This window comes from Paenibacillus sp. BIHB 4019 (assembly GCF_002741035.1).
Lineage (GTDB): Bacteria > Bacillota > Bacilli > Paenibacillales > Paenibacillaceae > Pristimantibacillus.
This window is the reverse complement of the sequence record NZ_CP016808.1, coordinates 6011849-6030845: the sequence shown is the minus strand read 5'-3', so window position 1 is coordinate 6030845 and position 18997 is coordinate 6011849. Positions and strand designations below refer to the sequence as shown.

Here is an 18997-nt window from a genome sequence, read left to right as displayed (position 1 = left end):
GGAGGATAAAATGACGACTTTATTGCTGCTTGGCAGCATCAATATGTTTTTATCGGTAATGCTCGGCGCATTCGGCGCGCATGCATTGAAGAAGAGGCTTTCTGCCGACATGCTGGCTATTTTTCAGACGGGGGTGCAATACCAGATTGCCCACGCGCTTGGCTTGCTGCTTGCCGGCATTTTAGCGGGCGGGGTATTGACGAGCGGGCTCGTCGTAACCGCAGGCTGGTTTCTCTTTGCTGGCATTATTTTGTTCAGCGGCAGCCTTTACGCCCTTAGCCTCAGCGGTGTGAAGAAGCTGGGTGCGATTACTCCGCTGGGCGGACTTTGTTTTTTGATCGGCTGGGCCATTCTTGCCGTTGCGATTATTCAAGGCTAGCTGCATAGCCGTACAGGACGAGAGAGCTTGCCAGCGGCAGGCTCTTTGGTCATTTTGCTAAAGGATTGGGAGGAAATTCGTTTATGTTTACGGGATGGCGCCTTTCGGTGCTGGGACTAGTTATTGTGGGGACGACTGCTATTGTCGCCCCTCTGTTCAAATTAATGGAGTTCGGCAAGACGATTCCATTGTTCATTTTATTCGCATTGTTTATCGGCTGTATGGAGCTGTTGGAATGGAACAAACGCCGCAATCGACGACGCTAATCCTTGCAAGGAGTAATGGACCCTGGAGAATGACAAACTACTGCTTATTAAGAGAAAGGGGATTCAGCAAATGCCGCAAATCGACACGCCGTCTGTCCTGCTGCTTTTTTTCGCACTGCTGGGCATATTGAGCAAAAACAACTCCATCACCATCGCTGCCGTATTTCTGCTGCTTCTCCGGGTAACAAATGTGCACCAGGCTTTTCCGTGGATCGAGAAGCATGGCCTGACTTTGGGCATCATCATATTGACGATCGGCATACTCGCGCCGCTGGCAAGCGGGACGATCAGTATGAAATCGGTCTATGAATCGTTTCTCCATTGGAAATCAATAGCGGCCATCATCGTCGGCGTGCTGGTTGCATATTTGGGCGGGCGCGGCTTTCATCTCATGTCCAGCCAGCCGACGATCGTGACCGGGCTTATTATCGGGACGATCATTGGCGTTGCTTTTTTTAAAGGCGTTCCAGTCGGTCCGCTTATTGCGGCTGGGCTGCTGTCGCTGCTGATTAGCAAGTAAGGGTGAGCCATTCTTCTTGCAAAATGGCGTAGTAATATTCATCCCACCAAGCATGGGCGCCATTAGAAATGCATTTTTTGAAAAAGCCTTCCCTGCGCATGCCTATTTTCTCCATCACGCGATAGGAGGGAATGTTCTCGGGTTGGCAGGTGGCAATTATTCGGTGCAGCTTCAGCTCCTCAAACCCATATTTCAGCATGGAGCGTGCGGCTTCCGAGGCATAGCCTTGATTGCGATAATGCGGGCTGAATACCCAGCCAATTTCATAGGTGTGATTCCCAAAATAGTTATGGAACACAAGATGCCCAATGAGCGGACCGCCGTTTTTCAGCAGTACAGCGTAATTTTGCCTCTGGTCTCCGATATTATCTAGAACGAACTGTTTAGCGCCTTCTTCTGTTTGCACGCCTCCGGGTATGTATGCCATAACAGCAGGATCGCAGGTGTAGGCCCACACAGCTTTCCAATCGTCGGATTTAAAAGGGCGAATCCGCAACCGCTCTGTTGCAATTAACATGTAATGAACTCCATTTCACAATGAATGATTTTGAAAAAGATTTTGAAAATAAGATTTTGAAAAAAAGATTGGATATAAGGGCTGCTTATCCCTCGAATTATACAAAAATCCTTCCTAATTACAAGCTTTAATTGTTTTGGGGTTTTGTGACAATACAAAAGGCACGCATGCTTGCACCTAATAAGGTGAAGCTTGCGTGTCTTTTTTGTGTTTTGCTAGGTATGCGGAACAGGAAGCCGCCGTTACCTTTGCAGCTCCTGCTCCTGTTCGTCCTCTTCATCCAAAGCTTGCGGTGGCGGGTTGCCAATTCGCCATTGTACGCCTTGGGCCGATCCGTGGCCATAGCCTCCGTATTCGCTCGCGCCAGCTTGGGCATTGACGCAGGCCGGTCCGATAATGGTCGTATTTTGAATCGGCGACAGCACATGGGCAAGCTGCCCGGCATTAACGCAATAGGCGAGCTGGAATACTTCCTTCGGCGTAATGCGCAGCACGTCAGAGCCAAATACCGTTTGTGGACAGCGGTCATCAAAAATCGTAATAAAATGCGTATACTCGCTGCACGCAATAATCCAGTGCCACCAGCCCATTGGAATGTATACGGCTTGGTGATCGCACACCCGGTAAGTAAGCAGCTGCTTTGTGAAAGGATTCAAAATCGAAACGACAATTTCACCATGCGTGACGAATACAAGCTCCGTCGTATTGGGATGCCAATGCGGCTCAACAATATGATTTTTAGTCATATGCGCATCGAAAAACGACGTGCTTCTTAGCACAGGCAATTCATGTGCGGTTAATTGGTTTAAGTAATTGCAGGAGTCCTTATGGAACAAGGGGGCGCAATTGACATCGTAAAACAAATTTAATGCGGGTGATGTGAGGTCTACATATTCTGTACTCATGATCGGCCTGCCTTTCAGAAATCTTAGTTTTTCCAGCAGTGTATGCAGCAGCCTAGATGGAGGTGAAGAGCTGGCGCGAAAGCCAGCTCAATCGGTGTCTAATGAAATCAGAATATAGTCCATTAGAACAAGTGTATCGTGAATTGGATCTCCTGCTCCCAGGCGCTAAAGTTAAAGCATTAAAGCTAGGGAGGAATCACGTTGGAGCAGCAGGTGAAGATTTGGGAAGAGACGGTTTCCATACCGACATATGGCGTAGGCAAACCAGAGCGAAATCCGATGTTTTTAGAAAAAAGAGTATATCAGGGCAGCTCGGGTCGGGTGTACCCGCATCCCGTAATTGATAAAATCGAAGATGAAAAGAAGCTTCAGCCCTACATGCTCGTCATTCTCGAAAATGAATATGTGCGTATCGAAATGATGCCAGAGCTGGGCGGCCGCATTTATCGGGCGCTGGATAAGACAAATGACTATGATTTCGTTTATTACAACAAGGTAATCAAGCCTGCGCTGGTTGGGCTCGCGGGTCCGTGGATTTCTGGTGGCATTGAATTCAACTGGCCGCAGCATCATCGTCCAAACACCTATGGGCCTGTAGAATATCGTGTGGCTGAAAATAAAGACGGCAGCGCTACAGTGTGGGTCAGCGAAATTGACCGCATGTATGGAACGAAGGTAACGGCTGGCTTTACGCTGTATCCCGGCAAGGCGTATTTGGAAATTTCCGCCCAGCTTTACAACCGTACGCCTCAGCCGCAAACTTTTTTATGGTGGGCCAATCCGGCCGTAGCGGTTAATGAGCATACGCAGTCGGTATTTCCTCCTGACGTCACAGCGGTGTTCGACCATGGCAAGCGGGACGTAAGCCGGTTTCCAATAGCGACCGGCACGTATTATAAAATGGATTATTCCGCCGGCGTTGATATTTCCCGCTATCGCAACATTCCTGTGCCAACTTCTTATATGGCTTACAAATCCGACTATAATTTTGTCGGAGGCTATGATCATGGGGTACAGGCGGGGCTGCTGCATGTGGCGAACCATCATATTTCCCCCGGCAAAAAGCAGTGGACATGGGGAAATGGCGAGTTCGGCATCGCCTGGGATCGCAATCTGACCGATGAGGACGGGCCTTATATTGAGCTGATGACGGGCGTGTATACGGACAATCAGCCGGATTTCACCTGGCTTCAGCCGTATGAGGAAAAGTCGTTCAAGCAATATTTTATGCCTTACAAAAATATTGGGGTCGTCAAAAATGCGTCCATTGATGCCGCTGTTAATTTGGAGGTCGATGAAGAGGCGCGGGAAGCTGTCGTTTACGTTTATGCAACAGCCGTGTTCGAGGATGCCCAGATCGAGCTGCGTGGACGGGGACGCCGCTATATTCAGGAGAAGGTGAGGCTGTCACCGAACGACATATTCAAGTCGATCGTCACATGGGATGAAGCGGATCAGGCTTCTGATTTGCTGCTGTCGGTCCGTGATTCGGCAGGGAAGCTGCTCATTTCTTACAAGCCTGCCAAGCCTTCGCTTGAGCAAATACCCGATGCGGCTAAGCCGCTTGAAGCGCCTGCTGCGCTCAAAACCAATGAGCAGCTGTATTTGGCGGGGCTTCATTTGGAGCAATATCGCCACGCGACCTTTGAGCCGGAGGCGTATTATCTGGAAGGGCTAAAGCGCGATGCTAGCGATAGCCGGATTAATGTCGCCTATGGCACGCTGCTGCTGCGGCAAGGGAAATTTCAGCAGGCGGAAGGGTATTTCCGCACCGCCATTAAGTCGCTGACGTCGCGTAACCCGAATCCGTATGATAGCGAGGCGCTTTATCAGCTTGGTGTTGCCTTGAAGCATCAGGGGAAGCGAGAAGAAGCGTTCGCTGCTTTCTACAAGGCAACTTGGTCAGCGGCTTGGCAGGATGCCGGCTACTTCTCGCTGGCGCAGATCGCTTGCGCGGAAGGCGCGCTTGCGGATGCGCTGGAATTGGTGGAGCGTTCCATCGTGCGGAACGCTCGCAATTATAAAGCGCGCCATTTGAAGGCGGCGCTGCTGCGCAAGCTGGGACGCTGCGATGAGGCGATAGCCTTCGCGGCGGAGACGCTCGGGCTCGATGTGGCCGATTTCGGATCGGCCCACGAGCGCAGCTTGGCGCTAGCTGCTGGGGGGCAGCAGCAGCTGGCGGATCAGGCGCGCGCCGAGCTGCAGCGGCTTATGCGCGGCGATGCGCACAATTATTTGAACTTAGCTGCCGACTATATCGGCAGCGGGCTGCATGAGGAAGCGATTGCGGTGCTTGCGTGCATCGTGTCTTCATTAGAGGGGGCGGCGGCAGATGGCACGGCAGCGGTCTATCCGATGCTTCATTATACGCTTGCTTATGCGTATGAGCAGTCAGGCCACACGGAAGCAGCTGCTGCTTCGCGCCAAGCAGCGGAAGCTGCTGCTCCCCAATATTGCTTCCCGAACAGCTTGTTTGAGCTGATCGTGCTGGAGCAAGCGATTGCGGCCAATCCGCACGATGCGAAGGCGCATTATTATTTGGGCAATTTATTGTATGACAAGAAACGGCATAACGACGCGATTGCCCATTGGGAAGCCTCGCGCGCAGCAGAACCGAATTTTGCTACCGTCCATCGCAACTTAGCACTCGCTTACTACAATAAACGCGGCGACGAGGCGGCTGCGCTTGAAGCACTCGAGCTGGCTTTCGCACTCGATCAGGCCGACGCGCGAGTCTGCTATGAGCTGGATCAGCTGTATAAAAAGCTAGGGCATCCTGCTCAGCAGCGGCTCGCCAAGCTGGAACAGCAGCGGACGCTTGTCGAGCTCCGCGACGACCTGTACATCGAATATGTCACGCTGCTCAATGCGACAGGGCAGCATGGTCAAGCAGTAGTTGCGCTCGCTTCACGCCAGTTCCATCCTTGGGAGGGCGGGGAAGGCAAAGTGACGGGGCAGCATGTATTCACGCATGTTGAACTCGCTAAACAGGCACTCCAGCAGGGGAATGCGTCCCATGCGATACAATTGCTGAACATGGCGCTCGTCTATCCGGAGCATTATGGCGAAGGCAAGCTGCATGGCGCACAGGAAAACAATATTTATTATTATTTAGGCTGTGCGTATGAAGCGCTGAATGATCCGCTTAAAGCGGTAGATTGCTTTAAGCAGGCTTCCCAAGGGCTGGAGGAGCCCGCTAGCGCGCTGTATTACAATGATCAGCCGCCAGATATGATTTTTTATCAAGGGTTGTCGTGGTTAAAGCTGGGCAATGAGCCGGAGGCAAAAAAGCGCTTCCATAAGCTGCTCGATTATGCGGAAAAGCATATTTTCGACCGGGTCGAATTTGATTATTTTGCCGTTTCGCTGCCGGATTTCCTCGTTTTCGAGGATGATCTGAGCAAACGCAACGAAATTCATTGCCGTTATATGATGGGATTAGGCCTTCTTGGGCTTGGGGAGCGCAAACAGGCGGTGGAGCAGTTTGGCGCCGCTCTGCAATTGGATGGCAATCATAGCGGAGCGCGCATTCATAGCTTACTGGCGTTATCCAATTAACGGGTTGCGCAGCGATATCGTTCGATCAGATGATCATGCTGTGCTGGGGAGGCAGCGAGAGTGTTTGAAACTAGTGAAGACCTTAAACGTGCTGCAACGAAAATCTGCGCGAAAGTAATTTACTGAATCTGCTAGCTCTTAGCTCCCATTTATCATACAATTGTTTCTGGTAATCTTATTTTCCAGAAGGAGTATATGATGAAACGATTGATTTGGCTAGGCTGTTTGTCTTATTTCATTATCGGGCTTGCCCATGTTGTGCTGGGCTCTGTATTGCCCGTTGCGCTCGAGCATTATGGCAAAGCCTACAGCGAGGGCGGCACACTCATTTTCACACAGTTCGGCGGATTTCTAGTCGGGGTGCTGCTCTCGCCATGGCTGAATCGGCATTTGGGCAAAAGAGGCGGACTGCTGCTGGCATTTGGCATGCTGTTTGCCGCTGAATTTATGTTTATGCTGCTGCCGCCTTGGGGCTGGCTGTATGCGATTGCCATCGTAGCCGGTTTTGGGTTTGGCATGATTGAAGCGGTAATCGGAACGATTATAATCGCAGCAGTCAAAAATCAAACGGCCGTCGCGATGAGCCGGCTTGAGGTATTTTTCGGCGTTGGCGCCATGGTCATGCCACTTATAGCGAGCGGACTGATTTGGGCCAATTATTGGAAGCTGTCATTTTTGGTCGTTTCTTTTTTTGCAATATTGACTTTGTTCTTATGGGCAAAAGGCTCCTTCGGCGAGCTGGATGCGGTGCTGAAGAAGTCAGTCGCAGCCGCCGCAGCGGAACGGAAGCAGGCGAAGCGCGCAGGCAAGCCGCTTTATCAAGGCAAGGAATGGGTTATTTTTTCCTTATTTATTGTGTTTTTCTTCCTCTATGTAGGGACGGAGATGAGCCTTGCAAACTTTATGCCAGCCATTCTCATTGAGAAGCTGGGCATGAAGGAGGCAGGAGCAACGCTGAGTGTAACCTGCTTCTGGATTGCGATGGCATTCGGTCGTTTGTTCGCTGGCGTCATTGCCGAGAAAATCAAATACCGGGTGTATATTATGGCGAGCTGCGGGGCGACGGTGCTGCTGTTCATCTTATTTCCGTTTATGAACCAGATATGGTCGGCGTTCGCGGTCATTTTGCTGCTGGGACTCGCCATGTCCGGCGTGTTCTCTATCGCGCTCGTCTTTTCGAGCAAGCTGCTTCCAGGGGCAGAGGAATCTACCCCTAGCTTTATGATTGCAGCAGGCGGTGTCGGCGGCGCCGTGCTTCCGCTTACGATGGGCTGGGGGCTTGATCATTTGCAGGTGAACCAGTCTGTATGGCTGCTGGCAGCCTTTTCCGCGGGCTTGATTGTTTTAAGTGTCATCGCCTTTCAACTGGACCGCAGGCAAATAAGCATGCGAGCTGGCGGAGGGTCTATAGGACGACCTAAGCACGAAACATAAAAGGTTAACGAAACTGTAAATCGCCATAGGGCGATTTGCAGTTTTTTTGTTGCCTCAGCATGCTGATCCCTGATTTTTGGCTGCGGGGTGAAGGAAGGAGGAGCGTTGTGTTTTGCCGAATGTATAGCAGAAGCACCTGATGGGTTTTGGAGAGATAATGAGGAAAGCGGCGAAGCAAATATCTACTAGGCTGCCATATGATTATGCCGACTAGCGACCGATATAAGAAATAAGAGTTTAAATATTATTTTTGAAAAAAAGAGGTGAGGGCATGTCTATTGCTCCAGTCAATCCAGTCTTTGAAGTCAAGCTTTCGCCTCTTGGAGATACGGCAATTATTGTCGAGCTCGGCAGCGCGATTGACCGCAAGACGCACGAGCGCGTGCAAGCACTCAGCTCTTATTTGCGGCGCGAGCCTTTTCCCGGTTTTATTGAGCTTGTACCAGCGTATGTAACGCTGACGATTTTTTATGATCCAATGAAGCTGCTAGCGCCGCTAGCCGAAAACAACTGGAATCCGCAGGCGGAAACGGCTGCTTCCCCATATGAATGGGTTTGCCAGCTGCTCTTGGACATGGCCAGCAAGCTGGAGGACGAGCAGGCTGCTGCTCCGCGAATCATGACCCTTCCCGTCTGCTATGGCGGAGAGCTGGGGCCGGATCTTGCAGCGGTTGCGGAGCATAGCGGACTTTCGGAAAGCGAGGTCATCGCCATGCATGCAGCGCAGCCTTATCTCGTCCATATGGTCGGCTTTGCCCCCGGTTTTCCATATTTGGGAGGCTTGCCTGAGCAAATTGCTACGCCTCGGCGGAGCACGCCCCGCCTGCGGATTGAGCCAGGCAGCGTAGGCATCGGCGGCAAGCAGACCGGGGTCTATCCGATTGTCTCCCCTGGCGGCTGGCAAATTATCGGGCGAACGCCAGTGGCGCTGTTCCGCCCTGCGCATGAGCAGCCGAGTTTATTGCGGGCGGGAGATCAGGTTTATTTTGAGCCGATTAGCTATGAGGCGTTTATCGCATGGGAGGCGCAGGCATAATGGGCATTCGAATCAAACATGCCGGACTCCTTACGACCGTGCAGGATCGGGGGCGTCACGGTTATAGGCAGCAGGGCATTATTGCTGGAGGGGCGATGGATGATTTTGCGCTTCGCGCGGCTAATTTGCTCGTTGGTAACGATGCGGGAGCAGCGGTGCTGGAAGCTACGCTTATCGGCCCAAAGCTGATTTTTGAGCAGGATGCGTTAATTGCGATATGCGGGGGCAATTTGTCGCCTGCTGTGCAAGGAACAGCCGTTCCGCTGTGGCGGCCGGTGTACATAAGAGCAGGGAATGAGCTTTCGTTCGGAAATTGCGTCGCGGGCGCTCGCGCTTATATAGCAGCGGCTGGAGGCATTGATGTGCCGCTTGTTATGGGCAGCAGAAGCACGTACACACGTGCGGCTATAGGCGGTTTTGGAGGCCGGGCTTTAAAAGCGGGAGATGTGCTGGCGATTGGTGAAGGAGCCTCGGAAACGCTATATTATTGGGAGCAGGAAGCGGAAGAGCGGCAGGATACCGCGCCGTTTTTTGCAACCAGCTGGTCGATTGGCTCAGAGGGGCGTCCCTTTTATCGGAAAAATCCGGTCATTCGTTTTGTGCCGGGGCGGCATTTTGATGTGTTTACCGAAGGGAGCAGGAAGCATTTTTTGCAGAGCGATTTTCGAATTTCGACGCAATCGGATCGAATGGGCTATCGGCTGGAAGGGCCGCGTCTTGGAACAGTTGGAGCGCTTGAGCCTATTTCTGAGGCGGTATCCATAGGTACGATACAGGTGCCTGCTGGCGGCAGCCCGATAATTTTGATGGCGGACCATCAAACGATTGGCGGCTATCCGAAGATCGCCCAGGTTGCGACGGTAGATTTGCCGCTGCTGGCGCAAGCGAAGCCGGGAGAGACGATTAGATTCAAGCAGATTACTAGGCAAAAATCGGAAGAGCTTTATATCAAGCACGAGCTTCAAATGCAGCGGCTTTCCATGTTTATTGAAATACGTTATAGAGAGGAGAGGTAGAAAAATGACGCTGGCTATCGATTTAAATTGTGATTTGGGCGAGCAATATGGCGTTTATGAGCTGGGCCGGGATGCTGAATTGCTGCCGCTCATTACATCGGCCAATATAGCTTGCGGCTTTCATGCCGGCGATCCGGGAACGATGAGACGGACAGTAAAGCTGGCGCTGGAAAATGGCGTTGCCATCGGCGCCCATCCGGGGCTGCCGGACTTAATCGGCTTCGGACGTCGTGAAATGGCGATTTCGCCTGAGGAAGCGTATGATCTGACCGTGTATCAAATTAGCGCGCTCAATGGCTTCGTTATGTCCGAAGGCGGCGTCATGCATCATGTAAAGCCTCATGGCGCCTTATATAATATGGCGGCTAGGCGAGTGGAACTGGCTGAAGCGATTGCTGAGGCGGTGTACAGGGTGAATCCGGAGCTTATATTGTATGGCTTGTCTGGCAGCGAATTGATTCATGCGGGGAAAAAGCGGGGGCTGCGCACCGCGAGCGAGGTATTCGCAGATCGTACCTACCAGCAAGACGGCTCGCTAACACCGCGCAGTCACGAAGGCGCGCTAATAGAGGAGCCGAATGAAGCGCTGAAGCAGCTCCTTCAGATGATAAGAGAAGGAGCTGTATGGTCGACGCAGGGCGTGAAGGTTCCGCTTGCTGCGGACACGATATGTGTCCACGGCGATGGCGAGAAGGCGCTCTTGTTCGTCCAGCAGATTCGCAAGCTGCTGGAGTCGGAAGGAATTATCCTTGGTGCGCCGGGCTCCCATCAATCCAATTAATCCACTTCATAGGCCTCTCTAATTATTTTCGTTTCTTTAAATTTTCCATAATTTTACGGCCTGTCGGCGTTTGGGCGAGACCGCCCTGCGCCGTTTCTCTATGCTTGCTCGGCATGGCGCTGCCGACCTCCAGCATGACGTTAATGACTTCATCGGAGGGAATGATGCTGCGGACGCCAGCCATCGCCATATCCGCTGCCGCTAAAGCGGTGACAGCGCCAAAGCCGTTGCGTACAATGCAGGGAATTTCTACTAAACCGCCAACGGGATCGCAAATGAGCCCCAGCGAGTTTTTAAGGGCAAGCCCAACCGCGTGAACCGCTTGGTCTGTCGTACCGCCTCGCAGCTCAACCATAGCTCCGGCCGCCATGCCGATCGCTGAGCCGACCTCGGCTTGACAGCCGCCTTCCGCACCGGAAATAAAAGAATTATTCGCAATGACATAGCCAATTGCGCCTGCGCAAAATAAACCTCTAACCATATGCTCATCGCTCCACCCAAACCGCTCCTGCGCGCTCACGAATACGCCAGGAATAATGCCGCATGAGCCTGCGGTCGGGGTTGCAATAATCCGGCCCATGGAAGCGTTGACCTCGGAAACGGCGAGGGCATAGGCCATTGCTCTGCTTGCCGGTTCCCCAGAGGAGGGAGCGTTATTGGCGGTGAAGGATTGCACGCGCTTAGCATCGCCCCCTGTAAGACCGCTCTTGGATTGCGTATTAGCAGTTAGCCCTTTATGCACGGCCTCTTTCATAACTTGGTAGTAGTCTGCCATTTGCCTTAAAATATGCTCCTCGGTATGGCCGGACTCTGCGATTTCTTCCTCAAGCATAATTTGCGATATAGGCTTGGCTTGCTGCTGTCCCGCTGCGGCCAGCTCATGCAAAAACCGATATTTCATCCGGCTCAGCTCCTTAAGGTGAGATCAATGACAGAGCTTTTGATCATATGGGGAAGTTGCTGGATTTTGAGCTGCATCGCAGCTGTTATTTTCGTATCGGCTTCAATAACGGTCATCGCTTCGCCATTCCTCGCTTTTCGATCCACATCCATGTAACCTATATTGATGCCATCCTCGCAGAGCACATGTGTAATGCCGGACAGTACGCCGGGAAAATCGCCATGAAGAAGCACAAGCGTCGGAAACTCTCCCGTACACTGGACATCAAATCCGTTCATCTGATGAATCATAATATTTCCCCCGCCGATAGAAGCACCGACAATTTCAGCATATCGATCTCCTGCCCACAGCTCGACTCTCGCTGTATTCGGATGCGGAACATGCCCGACCCCCAGGCTGAAGTTGATTTCCACGCCAGATGACCAAGCATCTTTAAGCGAATGGCGAATTCGGGCATCATCTGTATCATAATCAAGCAAGCCTGCAGCGAGTGCGAGATCGGTGCCATGTCCTTGGTAGGTTTCGGCAAAAGAGCCGTACAGTTTAATCGCAGCTTTGTTCGGAACCGTACCGAGCAATTGCCTCGCTACGCGGCCAATGCGGACGGCGCCTGCTGTATGCGAGCTGGAGGGACCGACCATGGCAGGCCCGATTATAGAAAATACATTTTTAAAACGCATCGCTTTACCACCGTTCTGTACAGTAATCACTGCTATTTAGAGTAACGCAACACTACTTTTAGTGTCAACATATATGACTTTAAATGTTTTTTAGGTTTGTAGTGTAATGAAATATAACGTTGTGGACGCGATGATGCAGCTGGAACGCCGGTGCTGCTAGGTGTGGCTGTACTGCCGACAGCTTATAAAGCTTATTCATTTGCCAGCGTGCATATATCTATCGTGTTTTTAATGTTGAAAGAAAATAAAGCTGTTGGCGTGGAAAATACGTACACCATTTTTGTTGTAAATGCAACAAAAATGGTGTACTATTTTTTTACCTCAATTGAAAAATATAATCGTAGTGGAGCTGCCAGGGCATTGGTTACTGTCAGTAATCATGTAAAGAATAATGATTAATATAACCAAAAAATAAAAACCTATTTCCTGTACAGATAGGAAAGACGGTTAGCTTTTTGCATATTAAGGAGGCGATATAAAATGACTATAAAAATAATAAAGTGCACCATTGAAGATTTAAGATTGCTTCAGGAAGTGAGTATGGAAACATTTATTGACACATTTAGCAATCAAAATTCGCCTGAAAATATGCAAGCTTACTTGGAAAAAGCATTTAACTTTAACCAATTAGAAAAGGAATTATGTAATAGCTCTTCGGAATTCTTTTTTATATATTCTAATGAGCAAATTGCCGGGTATTTAAAGCTGAACACGGATGGTGCTCAAACTGAATCAATGGGCGACGATTCGCTTGAAATCGAGAGAATTTATATAAGGAAAAAACTTCATAAGCAGGGGCTTGGTAAGCTTCTGATAAACAAAGCTATGCATTTAGCGATTGAACGGAACAAAGGGAGCATCTGGCTAGGCGTTTGGGAAAAAAATGAGGGCGCAATTGCCTTTTATAAAAAAATCGGCTTTGTTCAAACAGGGGCCCACTCCTTCTATATGGGAGATGAAGAACAAATAGATTTAATAATGACCAAATCACTGCTCCCATATTTGCCTGAACGGAAATTCAACTGATGAAAAAGTCATTCGATCGCTAAAGCAGCTTGTCCCCCATCGAGTAGTTAAATGCCGGTTTTGCCAGACGAATTCCCGTGATATTATAAATGCCTTTCCAAACAAGAGGAAATGCTATTATAATTTTAATAAGAATGAGGAGGCTGGCATTTTTATGCTTGCAGGAGGCTGGAAAATGGATGATTTGCGCTTTCCCATCGGATTGTTTGAGCATGAAGGCGACATTACGCAGCGTCAACTGGATGGATGGCTTGCCGATATTGAATCGGTCCCGGCACGGCTGCGAGCAGCTGTATCCGATTTAAGCGAGGAACAGCTCGATACCCCTTATCGCCCGGATGGGTGGACGGTGAGACAGGTAGTGCATCATTTGGCGGACAGCCATATGAATGCATATACGCGATTTAAGCTGGCGCTAACAGAAGAAACGCCGACTATTCGTCCATATTATGAGGAAAGATGGGCAGAGCTAAGTGACGGGCGCACAGGTGCTATTGAGTTGTCTTTAGCGCTTCTCGATGCGCTGCACAGCAGGTGGCTGCTGCTGCTTCGCTCGCTAAGCCGCGAGCAGCTAAAGCGAGCTTTTATTCATCCCGAATCTGGAAATACGATTCAGCTCGATTGGAATGCGGGCAATTATGCTTGGCATGGCAATCATCATATCGCCCATATTACCCGGCTGCGTGAGCGCATGGGCTGGAGCATGGAGTAGCATGCAAACGGTGGAACGACTATTTTTTACTCGAAAATAGGGGGCGTTGAGATGAATTTACAACTTGTTTATTTGGATAGCATTAAATCACAGTTCCACTATTACAAAAAGCTTGCTGAAAAAGCGATGAATCAGCTTGAGCCGGAGCAACTGTTTGTGCAGCCTAAAGAGGATGTAAACAGCATTGGCACGATCGTCAAGCATATGTGCGGCAACATTTTGTCCAGATGGACGGATTTTCTGACAGCAGACGGCGAGAAGGATTGGCGGGATCGCGATGCCGAGTTTGAAAATGACTGGGCGAATAAGGAAGAGCTGCTCGCAAGCTGGGACGAAGCATGGGCTTGTTTTTTTCAGGCGATAGATTCGCTCCAGCCGGAGCAGCTTAGCCAAATTGTTTATATTCGCAACGAGGGGCATACCGTTCTGGAGGCGATCAACCGTCAGCTGGCGCATTACCCCTATCATATTGGGCAAATCGTTTACGCTGCAAAAGGATTGAAGGAACACGAGTGGAACAGCTTGTCCGTGCCAAAAAATGGATCAAAGCAATACAATGCAGGGAAATTTGCCAAAGAGAAAGCGATTAAGCATTTTACCGATGAGGAACTAAAACGGTTGGATGGAGATAGAGAAGGGGAACGTATTTGAGAATTTGTTACACGCTGGTTATTGCCTGTTTGCTATTCACGAGCGCATGCAGCGGCGGCACGAATACGAATACTGGGAGCATTGAGCCTGAAGCTGATCCAATTTCGGCAAGCGCATCGCCTAATCCGTTCAGTCAGGGTTATGCAGCGGGTCAGGATCATGCATTGGATACGAGTCAGGGGGATTCGGAATCGCCAATAGCAAGCGCCACGAATGATGACGAGGCTGAAGCAGCAGATTTCGAGTCACTCGTTCCAGCTGGATGGAAGGTGCTGGAGATTTTTGAGGGAGAGCCGGAGCAAACAGAAGGAGATTTGAACAACGACGGCCTTGTCGACATCGCTGCTGTGCTGGAGAAGGAAGACATCTCGCAAGAAGCGCCAGACCGCGCCATTATGATTGCTTTTGGACAGGTGGATCACACATACAAGCGATCTGTTATTGCAGAGCATGCGGTTTTGAGCGCTAATGAAGGCGGCATTTACGGCGATCCGTTTGAAGGCTTGACAATTGAGAAGGGCGTTCTTGTTCTTCGTCATATTGGCGGGAGCAACTGGAGATGGTACAATACGTATCGTTTTCGTTATCAGGATGAGGGCTGGTATTTGATTGGGGCCACAACGGGCTCGTATTTCACCGGCACTCAGCTGATGGAGGATGCGGATGAAGAAGATTATAATTTGCTGACAGGCGATTATATGAAAAAAACATGGGATGCAGCGGCAGGCAAACGCTTGAGCGAGGAGAGCAATCGCGGCCAAAAACCACTTGTTCTTTTGAAGGATTTTGACGTTCGGGCGGGAGAGCCGCAATACTAGCCAAATGCTTTAAAAAACCGTCAAAGCCCGACTTTGACGGTTTTCTTCATGTGCGGGATTGATGAAAATTTCCGCACACGTTACAAATGCCTATACCGCGCCATGCTTTTTCGCATAGGCTGTTATCATTATTAGTAACGAAGGAGCTTAATCCGGATGTCAAAAACCGTCGCAAAACCGGAATTGAATGAGCCTTCAGCCGATGATCTCGCCTTATGGTCTGCTGTTATATTAGTGGTTGGCGATCTTTTTGGGCTATTTGCCGTACTGAAAGCGAGAGCAGAGAAAGAGGATACCTCCTGACAAAGCCATTAGCAGCTTCGTTTTATAAGTATAGGGCTGATGGAGGATAGGATCACCTATTGAGGAGGGGCTAATGATGTCTGATGAACCAAAAATAACCTCTAGCGATCTGTTTAAAATTTCTGCCTCATTGTCGCTATTCGGTTATGGTCTGGCATTAGTTGCATTGGAGAAAGCAGATGCGGACGGCGATAATGAAAAAGCGGTGACTGCAGCATTAAATCGCTTGATCCGAAAACGTCCCTGAGCTCTTATAGGGGGAGCGAGAACAGGCGGGCGCAAACAGGGGGAAAAGCCTGTTCACACAGGCTTTTTGGTCATTATTGGCCTGGAAAATTGCCGCTGAATGGTTCAAAGGCTGACCCGCCTTGCCTGACCCTGCAGATCAACAATGTTAGCATGCTGGTATCGTCCTTTAAAATTTGGAAAAGCTGTACAAAGGACTGAAAATCAAAAGGTGAAGGAAGTGGTTGTTTTTTCTTACTCAAAGCTGAATTTACTTGCATTTGTAAGCTTCGTTCTATTTATTTTTATCGGGCTAACCGTGCAAACCGAATTTGTGAAAATCGTGGATCAAGGGGTGATCCATACTATTCAATTGCTCGAGGCACCGGCATGGACAAGCATTATGAAATTTCTTTCTTTCATTGGGTCAGGCAGTATGGTTGCCCTTCTCTCGGTTCCCATTACGCTGTTTCTGCTGTTTGCATGGAAAAGCCGCAGGGAGACGATCGTGTTTTTAACAGCTGTAATTGGCTCCGCATTGTTAAACATTGGACTGAAGCTGTTGTTTCATCGCGAAAGACCAAGTCTGCATGCGATTATTGTTGAAGCTGGCTACAGCTTTCCGAGCGGTCATTCCATGAGTGCGTTTACCTTTTATGGAATCGTTACATACTTATGCTGGCGTCATATTCCGTTAGAGCAGGCGAGGATATGGCTGCTCGCCTTCAGCTCGATTATGATTGCCAGCATAGGGATCAGCCGAATTTATTTAGGCGTGCATTATCCGAGTGATGTTGTAGGTGCTTATTTGATTAGCTTGGTTTGGCTCATTGTCGTCATTCAGTGCGCGCGATACTTCACTCGTGTAAAGGCTTCTTAAAGCGTTCAAAAGGCACCCAAAATAATAGAAAGCAGCAGAGCAGGCCGCCAAAGGGTTTGGAGCATACGTCCAAATGCCACTTGGCGGTCTTTTTTGAAATTTAAGAATTTATCAGGTTCATACTTATAATCGGCTCATAGGTCACCCTCGAAACGGTAGCTTTGCCGCCAGAGGACGGCAACAGCCGTTTACACTTGCACTAGGTGGATTTTGTCGGATAAAGGAAGCCGTTGTCGAAGAAAATTCAAATACCAAGTTGACAGATAGGGATTGATATGGTAGTTTTGGTCTAAGGTTTGAACCTTAATGTTTTTCTGTTGATTTGGAGGGGTCAAATGCAGTTCGAAAAAGTATCCGCTAAAAAAGTTAGCGATTTTATTTTGGAGCAGCTAGAGGAAGCGATTATCCTTAAAGATTTTCTGGCGGAGGAGCAACTGCCGACGGAACGCGAGCTTGCAGCAGTATTCAAGGCTAGCAGGCTTGCGGTCAGGGAAGCATTATCCGAGCTTGAAGGCAAAGGGCTAATCGAGAAGCGAATTGGAGCCAAGGGCGGCACATTCGTTCTTCCTTTAACGATAAACTCGCACCAGAGAACACGCGAGGAGGTGCGCGGCGGCTGGGACGATATGTTGAAAGTATTCGAGTATCGCTCCATTATAGAGCCGGAAGCGGCTTTCCTTGCTGCTAAGCGGATAAGCACGGCAGAGCTAGAACTGCTGCGGGGTTTTATTGAAACGAGCATGGAAGAGGATTGCACGCGTGAAATGTTCCGCTCCTTGGACGTCAAATTTCACTTGTCGATTGCGAAAGCTTCCGGCAACGATTATTTCGAGAAGGCAGTCAGGAAAATTCGCACCAAAATTAATCCTGCACTGGATTTGATGCCCTATAACGAGAACGTCAGACGGACAAGTTATGACAAGCATATGCTGCTGCTCGATGCGCTTCAAGCCGGCAATGGAAACGGCGCGAAAGAAGCGATGAATCAGCATATCGACGAAACCGTGCATGCGATTTATGCGCGTGTCGTTGTCGAAGGAGACAGTTAACTGGTCAACCGGCACTGTAGGAGGGTGAACAAATTGAAATTAAATGAGCTTCTTGCTCTTGCAAATCAGCAGAAGGAACAACTAGTAGCATGGCGCAGAGATCTCCATCAATACCCTGAAACTGGATTTGAGGAAGTAAGAACTTCGGGAATCGTCGCCGAGCATTTGCGGCAGCTAGGCTTGGAGGTTCAGACGAATATTGGGAAAACAGGCGTTGTCGCACTGCTTCGCGGCGAAAAGCCTGGTCCCACCATCGCGCTTCGGGCAGATATGGATGCCTTGCCGATCGAGGATTTGAAGAGCGTTCCTTATAAATCGAAAATACCGGGAAAAGCACATTTATGCGGCCATGATGCTCATACGAGCATGCTTATGGGCGCAGCCCAGCTGCTAGCAGGTTTAGGGAAGCCGGCAAGCGGAAATATCAAATTTGTATTTCAGCCTGCCGAAGAAGGGCTTGCTGGAGCGAAAGCGATGATGGACGACGGTGTGCTTCAAAATCCCGCTGTGGACGTAATGGCAGGGCTTCATGTCTTTCCTGCGCTGCCGACAGGCTCCATTTCAGTAACGAAGGGAGTTGCCTTCGCTTCAGCGGACAGCATAAAGATCAAGGTGATCGGCAAAGGCGGCCACGCTGCCCGTCCTCATGAGGGAGTAGACGCGATTACGGTAGCGGCACAGGTGATATCAGCCTTGCAGCATGTAGCGAGCCGTCTGGTTGATCCGCTTGAGCCGGTGGTCGTGACCATTGGCAAAATCAACGGAGGCTACATGGGAGCAGCGATTGCACCTGAAGTGGAGATGGTCGGCACAGTCAGGACACTGACACCGGCAGTACGCGATCGGATGCCGCAGCTGCTAGAGGACATCATTCGCGGCGTGACCTCATCCTTTGGCGCGGATTACGAATTGAACTACCAGATGGGCTATCCAGTTGTGCAAAACGATGAAGCGATGGTTGATTTTCTTACCACGACAAGCGAGCAGGTACTCGGCGGGAAAAAATGGATTTATGTAAAGCCGTCGATGGGCGGCGAGGACTTTGCTTTTTATTCAGAAGCTGTGCCAAGCGTGTTTTTCCGCTTGGGGGTTGGAAGCGGAGAGGCCTATACATCCTACCCGCTGCATCATCCCCAATTTGATTTGGATGAAGCTGCTCTCCCTTACGGAGCTGCAATGCTGTCGGCCCTTGCACTTAACTATTTGGCTGATCCGCAATTGTGAATGGCAAGGTTAAACTTATAAATTCTTATATTTGAACAAACAAACAAACTAAACGAATTTCAGGAGGCTGTGCGATTTGAAAAGATGGTATGTACAGGGCTTTGCAGCAATAATAG

General features: G+C 49.9%; 22 protein-coding genes. 18 read left to right on the top strand and 4 right to left on the bottom strand.

Going from position 1 to position 18997, the window contains the following annotated elements:
- The first annotated feature begins 10 nt into the window (after nucleotides 1-10).
- From BBD42_RS26075 to BBD42_RS26065, 3 genes are all read left to right on the top strand, one after another.
- A complete protein-coding gene (locus BBD42_RS26075) occupies nucleotides 11-379 on the top strand; it encodes a DUF423 domain-containing protein (protein WP_099520546.1) in 369 nt (122 codons plus the stop codon).
- Between the two features lie 83 nt (nucleotides 380-462).
- Complete coding sequence (locus tag BBD42_RS26070) at nucleotides 463-645, top strand: hypothetical protein (protein WP_099520545.1); 183 nt, start codon at nucleotides 463-465, stop codon at nucleotides 643-645.
- A 70-nt stretch (nucleotides 646-715) separates the two neighbouring features.
- Nucleotides 716-1165, top strand: a complete 450-nt coding sequence (locus BBD42_RS26065; RefSeq protein WP_099520544.1) for a DUF441 domain-containing protein — start codon at nucleotides 716-718, stop codon at nucleotides 1163-1165.
- On the opposite strand, the gene BBD42_RS26060 is transcribed toward BBD42_RS26065, so the two are convergent.
- Complete coding sequence (locus tag BBD42_RS26060; protein ID WP_099520543.1) at nucleotides 1155-1682, bottom strand: GNAT family N-acetyltransferase; 528 nt, start codon at nucleotides 1680-1682, stop codon at nucleotides 1155-1157. The genes BBD42_RS26065 and BBD42_RS26060 overlap by 11 nt on opposite strands.
- 242 nt (nucleotides 1683-1924) lie before the next feature.
- Complete coding sequence (locus tag BBD42_RS26055; RefSeq protein ID WP_099520542.1) at nucleotides 1925-2587, bottom strand: cupin domain-containing protein; 663 nt, start codon at nucleotides 2585-2587, stop codon at nucleotides 1925-1927.
- A gap of 201 nt (nucleotides 2588-2788) precedes the next feature.
- On the opposite strand from BBD42_RS26055, the gene BBD42_RS26050 reads away from it, so the two are divergent.
- From BBD42_RS26050 to BBD42_RS26030, 5 genes are all read left to right on the top strand, one after another.
- Nucleotides 2789-6145, top strand: coding sequence for a DUF5107 domain-containing protein (locus tag BBD42_RS26050; RefSeq protein WP_237163237.1), 3357 nt, complete (start codon nucleotides 2789-2791; stop codon nucleotides 6143-6145).
- 198 nt (nucleotides 6146-6343) lie between these two features.
- Nucleotides 6344-7579, top strand: a complete 1236-nt coding sequence (locus BBD42_RS26045) for an MFS transporter (protein ID WP_099520541.1) — start codon at nucleotides 6344-6346, stop codon at nucleotides 7577-7579.
- 271 nt (nucleotides 7580-7850) lie between these two features.
- A complete protein-coding gene (gene pxpB / locus BBD42_RS26040) occupies nucleotides 7851-8615 on the top strand; it encodes a 5-oxoprolinase subunit PxpB (RefSeq protein WP_099520540.1) in 765 nt (254 codons plus the stop codon).
- On the top strand, nucleotides 8615-9631 hold the full coding sequence (locus BBD42_RS26035; RefSeq protein WP_099520539.1) for a 5-oxoprolinase subunit C family protein: 1017 nt from the start codon (nucleotides 8615-8617) through the stop codon (nucleotides 9629-9631). The genes pxpB and BBD42_RS26035 overlap by 1 nt, the downstream gene beginning before the upstream one ends.
- Nucleotides 9632-9635: 4 nt before the next feature.
- Nucleotides 9636-10412 (top strand): LamB/YcsF family protein, encoded by a 777-nt coding sequence (locus BBD42_RS26030; protein ID WP_099520538.1) that lies wholly within the window; start codon nucleotides 9636-9638, stop codon nucleotides 10410-10412.
- 22 nt (nucleotides 10413-10434) lie between these two features.
- Here the strand turns inward: BBD42_RS26030 and sdaAA are convergent, their stop codons facing one another.
- Together sdaAA and sdaAB are read right to left on the bottom strand one after the other, a co-directional pair.
- Entirely contained in the window at nucleotides 10435-11313 is an 879-nt protein-coding gene (gene sdaAA / locus BBD42_RS26025; RefSeq protein WP_099520537.1) for an L-serine ammonia-lyase, iron-sulfur-dependent, subunit alpha, read from the bottom strand.
- A gap of 5 nt (nucleotides 11314-11318) precedes the next feature.
- Entirely contained in the window at nucleotides 11319-11993 is a 675-nt protein-coding gene (gene sdaAB / locus BBD42_RS26020; RefSeq protein ID WP_099520536.1) for an L-serine ammonia-lyase, iron-sulfur-dependent subunit beta, read from the bottom strand.
- A 150-nt stretch (nucleotides 11994-12143) separates the two neighbouring features.
- On the opposite strand from sdaAB, the gene BBD42_RS26015 reads away from it, so the two are divergent.
- From BBD42_RS26015 to BBD42_RS25980, 10 genes are all read left to right on the top strand, one after another.
- On the top strand, nucleotides 12144-12392 hold the full coding sequence (locus BBD42_RS26015) for a hypothetical protein (RefSeq protein WP_099520535.1): 249 nt from the start codon (nucleotides 12144-12146) through the stop codon (nucleotides 12390-12392).
- An 81-nt stretch (nucleotides 12393-12473) separates the two neighbouring features.
- Nucleotides 12474-13019 (top strand): spermidine/spermine N(1)-acetyltransferase, encoded by a 546-nt coding sequence (gene paiA, locus BBD42_RS26010; protein ID WP_099520534.1) that lies wholly within the window; start codon nucleotides 12474-12476, stop codon nucleotides 13017-13019.
- Between the two features lie 175 nt (nucleotides 13020-13194).
- Nucleotides 13195-13731: a YfiT family bacillithiol transferase gene (locus BBD42_RS26005; protein WP_099521816.1), complete on the top strand. Its 537-nt coding sequence runs from the start codon at nucleotides 13195-13197 to the stop codon at nucleotides 13729-13731.
- Nucleotides 13732-13782: 51 nt separating this feature from the next.
- A complete protein-coding gene (locus BBD42_RS26000; protein WP_099520533.1) occupies nucleotides 13783-14382 on the top strand; it encodes a DUF1572 family protein in 600 nt (199 codons plus the stop codon).
- Nucleotides 14379-15200 (top strand): hypothetical protein, encoded by an 822-nt coding sequence (locus BBD42_RS25995; RefSeq protein ID WP_099520532.1) that lies wholly within the window; start codon nucleotides 14379-14381, stop codon nucleotides 15198-15200. Before BBD42_RS26000 ends, BBD42_RS25995 begins: the two co-directional genes overlap by 4 nt.
- A 156-nt stretch (nucleotides 15201-15356) precedes the next feature.
- Nucleotides 15357-15503 carry a hypothetical protein gene (locus tag BBD42_RS31885; RefSeq protein WP_172455638.1) on the top strand — a complete coding sequence of 49 codons (147 nt, stop codon included), beginning with the start codon at nucleotides 15357-15359 and terminating at the stop codon, nucleotides 15501-15503.
- 73 nt (nucleotides 15504-15576) lie between these two features.
- Entirely contained in the window at nucleotides 15577-15750 is a 174-nt protein-coding gene (locus BBD42_RS31880; protein ID WP_172455637.1) for a hypothetical protein, read from the top strand.
- 219 nt (nucleotides 15751-15969) lie between these two features.
- A complete protein-coding gene (locus tag BBD42_RS25990) occupies nucleotides 15970-16608 on the top strand; it encodes a phosphatase PAP2 family protein (RefSeq protein WP_172455636.1) in 639 nt (212 codons plus the stop codon).
- Nucleotides 16609-16943: 335 nt separating this feature from the next.
- A complete protein-coding gene (locus BBD42_RS25985; RefSeq protein WP_099520530.1) occupies nucleotides 16944-17657 on the top strand; it encodes a FadR/GntR family transcriptional regulator in 714 nt (237 codons plus the stop codon).
- 33 nt (nucleotides 17658-17690) lie between these two features.
- Complete coding sequence (locus tag BBD42_RS25980) at nucleotides 17691-18881, top strand: M20 metallopeptidase family protein (RefSeq protein WP_099520529.1); 1191 nt, start codon at nucleotides 17691-17693, stop codon at nucleotides 18879-18881.
- Nucleotides 18882-18997: the final 116 nt, after the last annotated feature.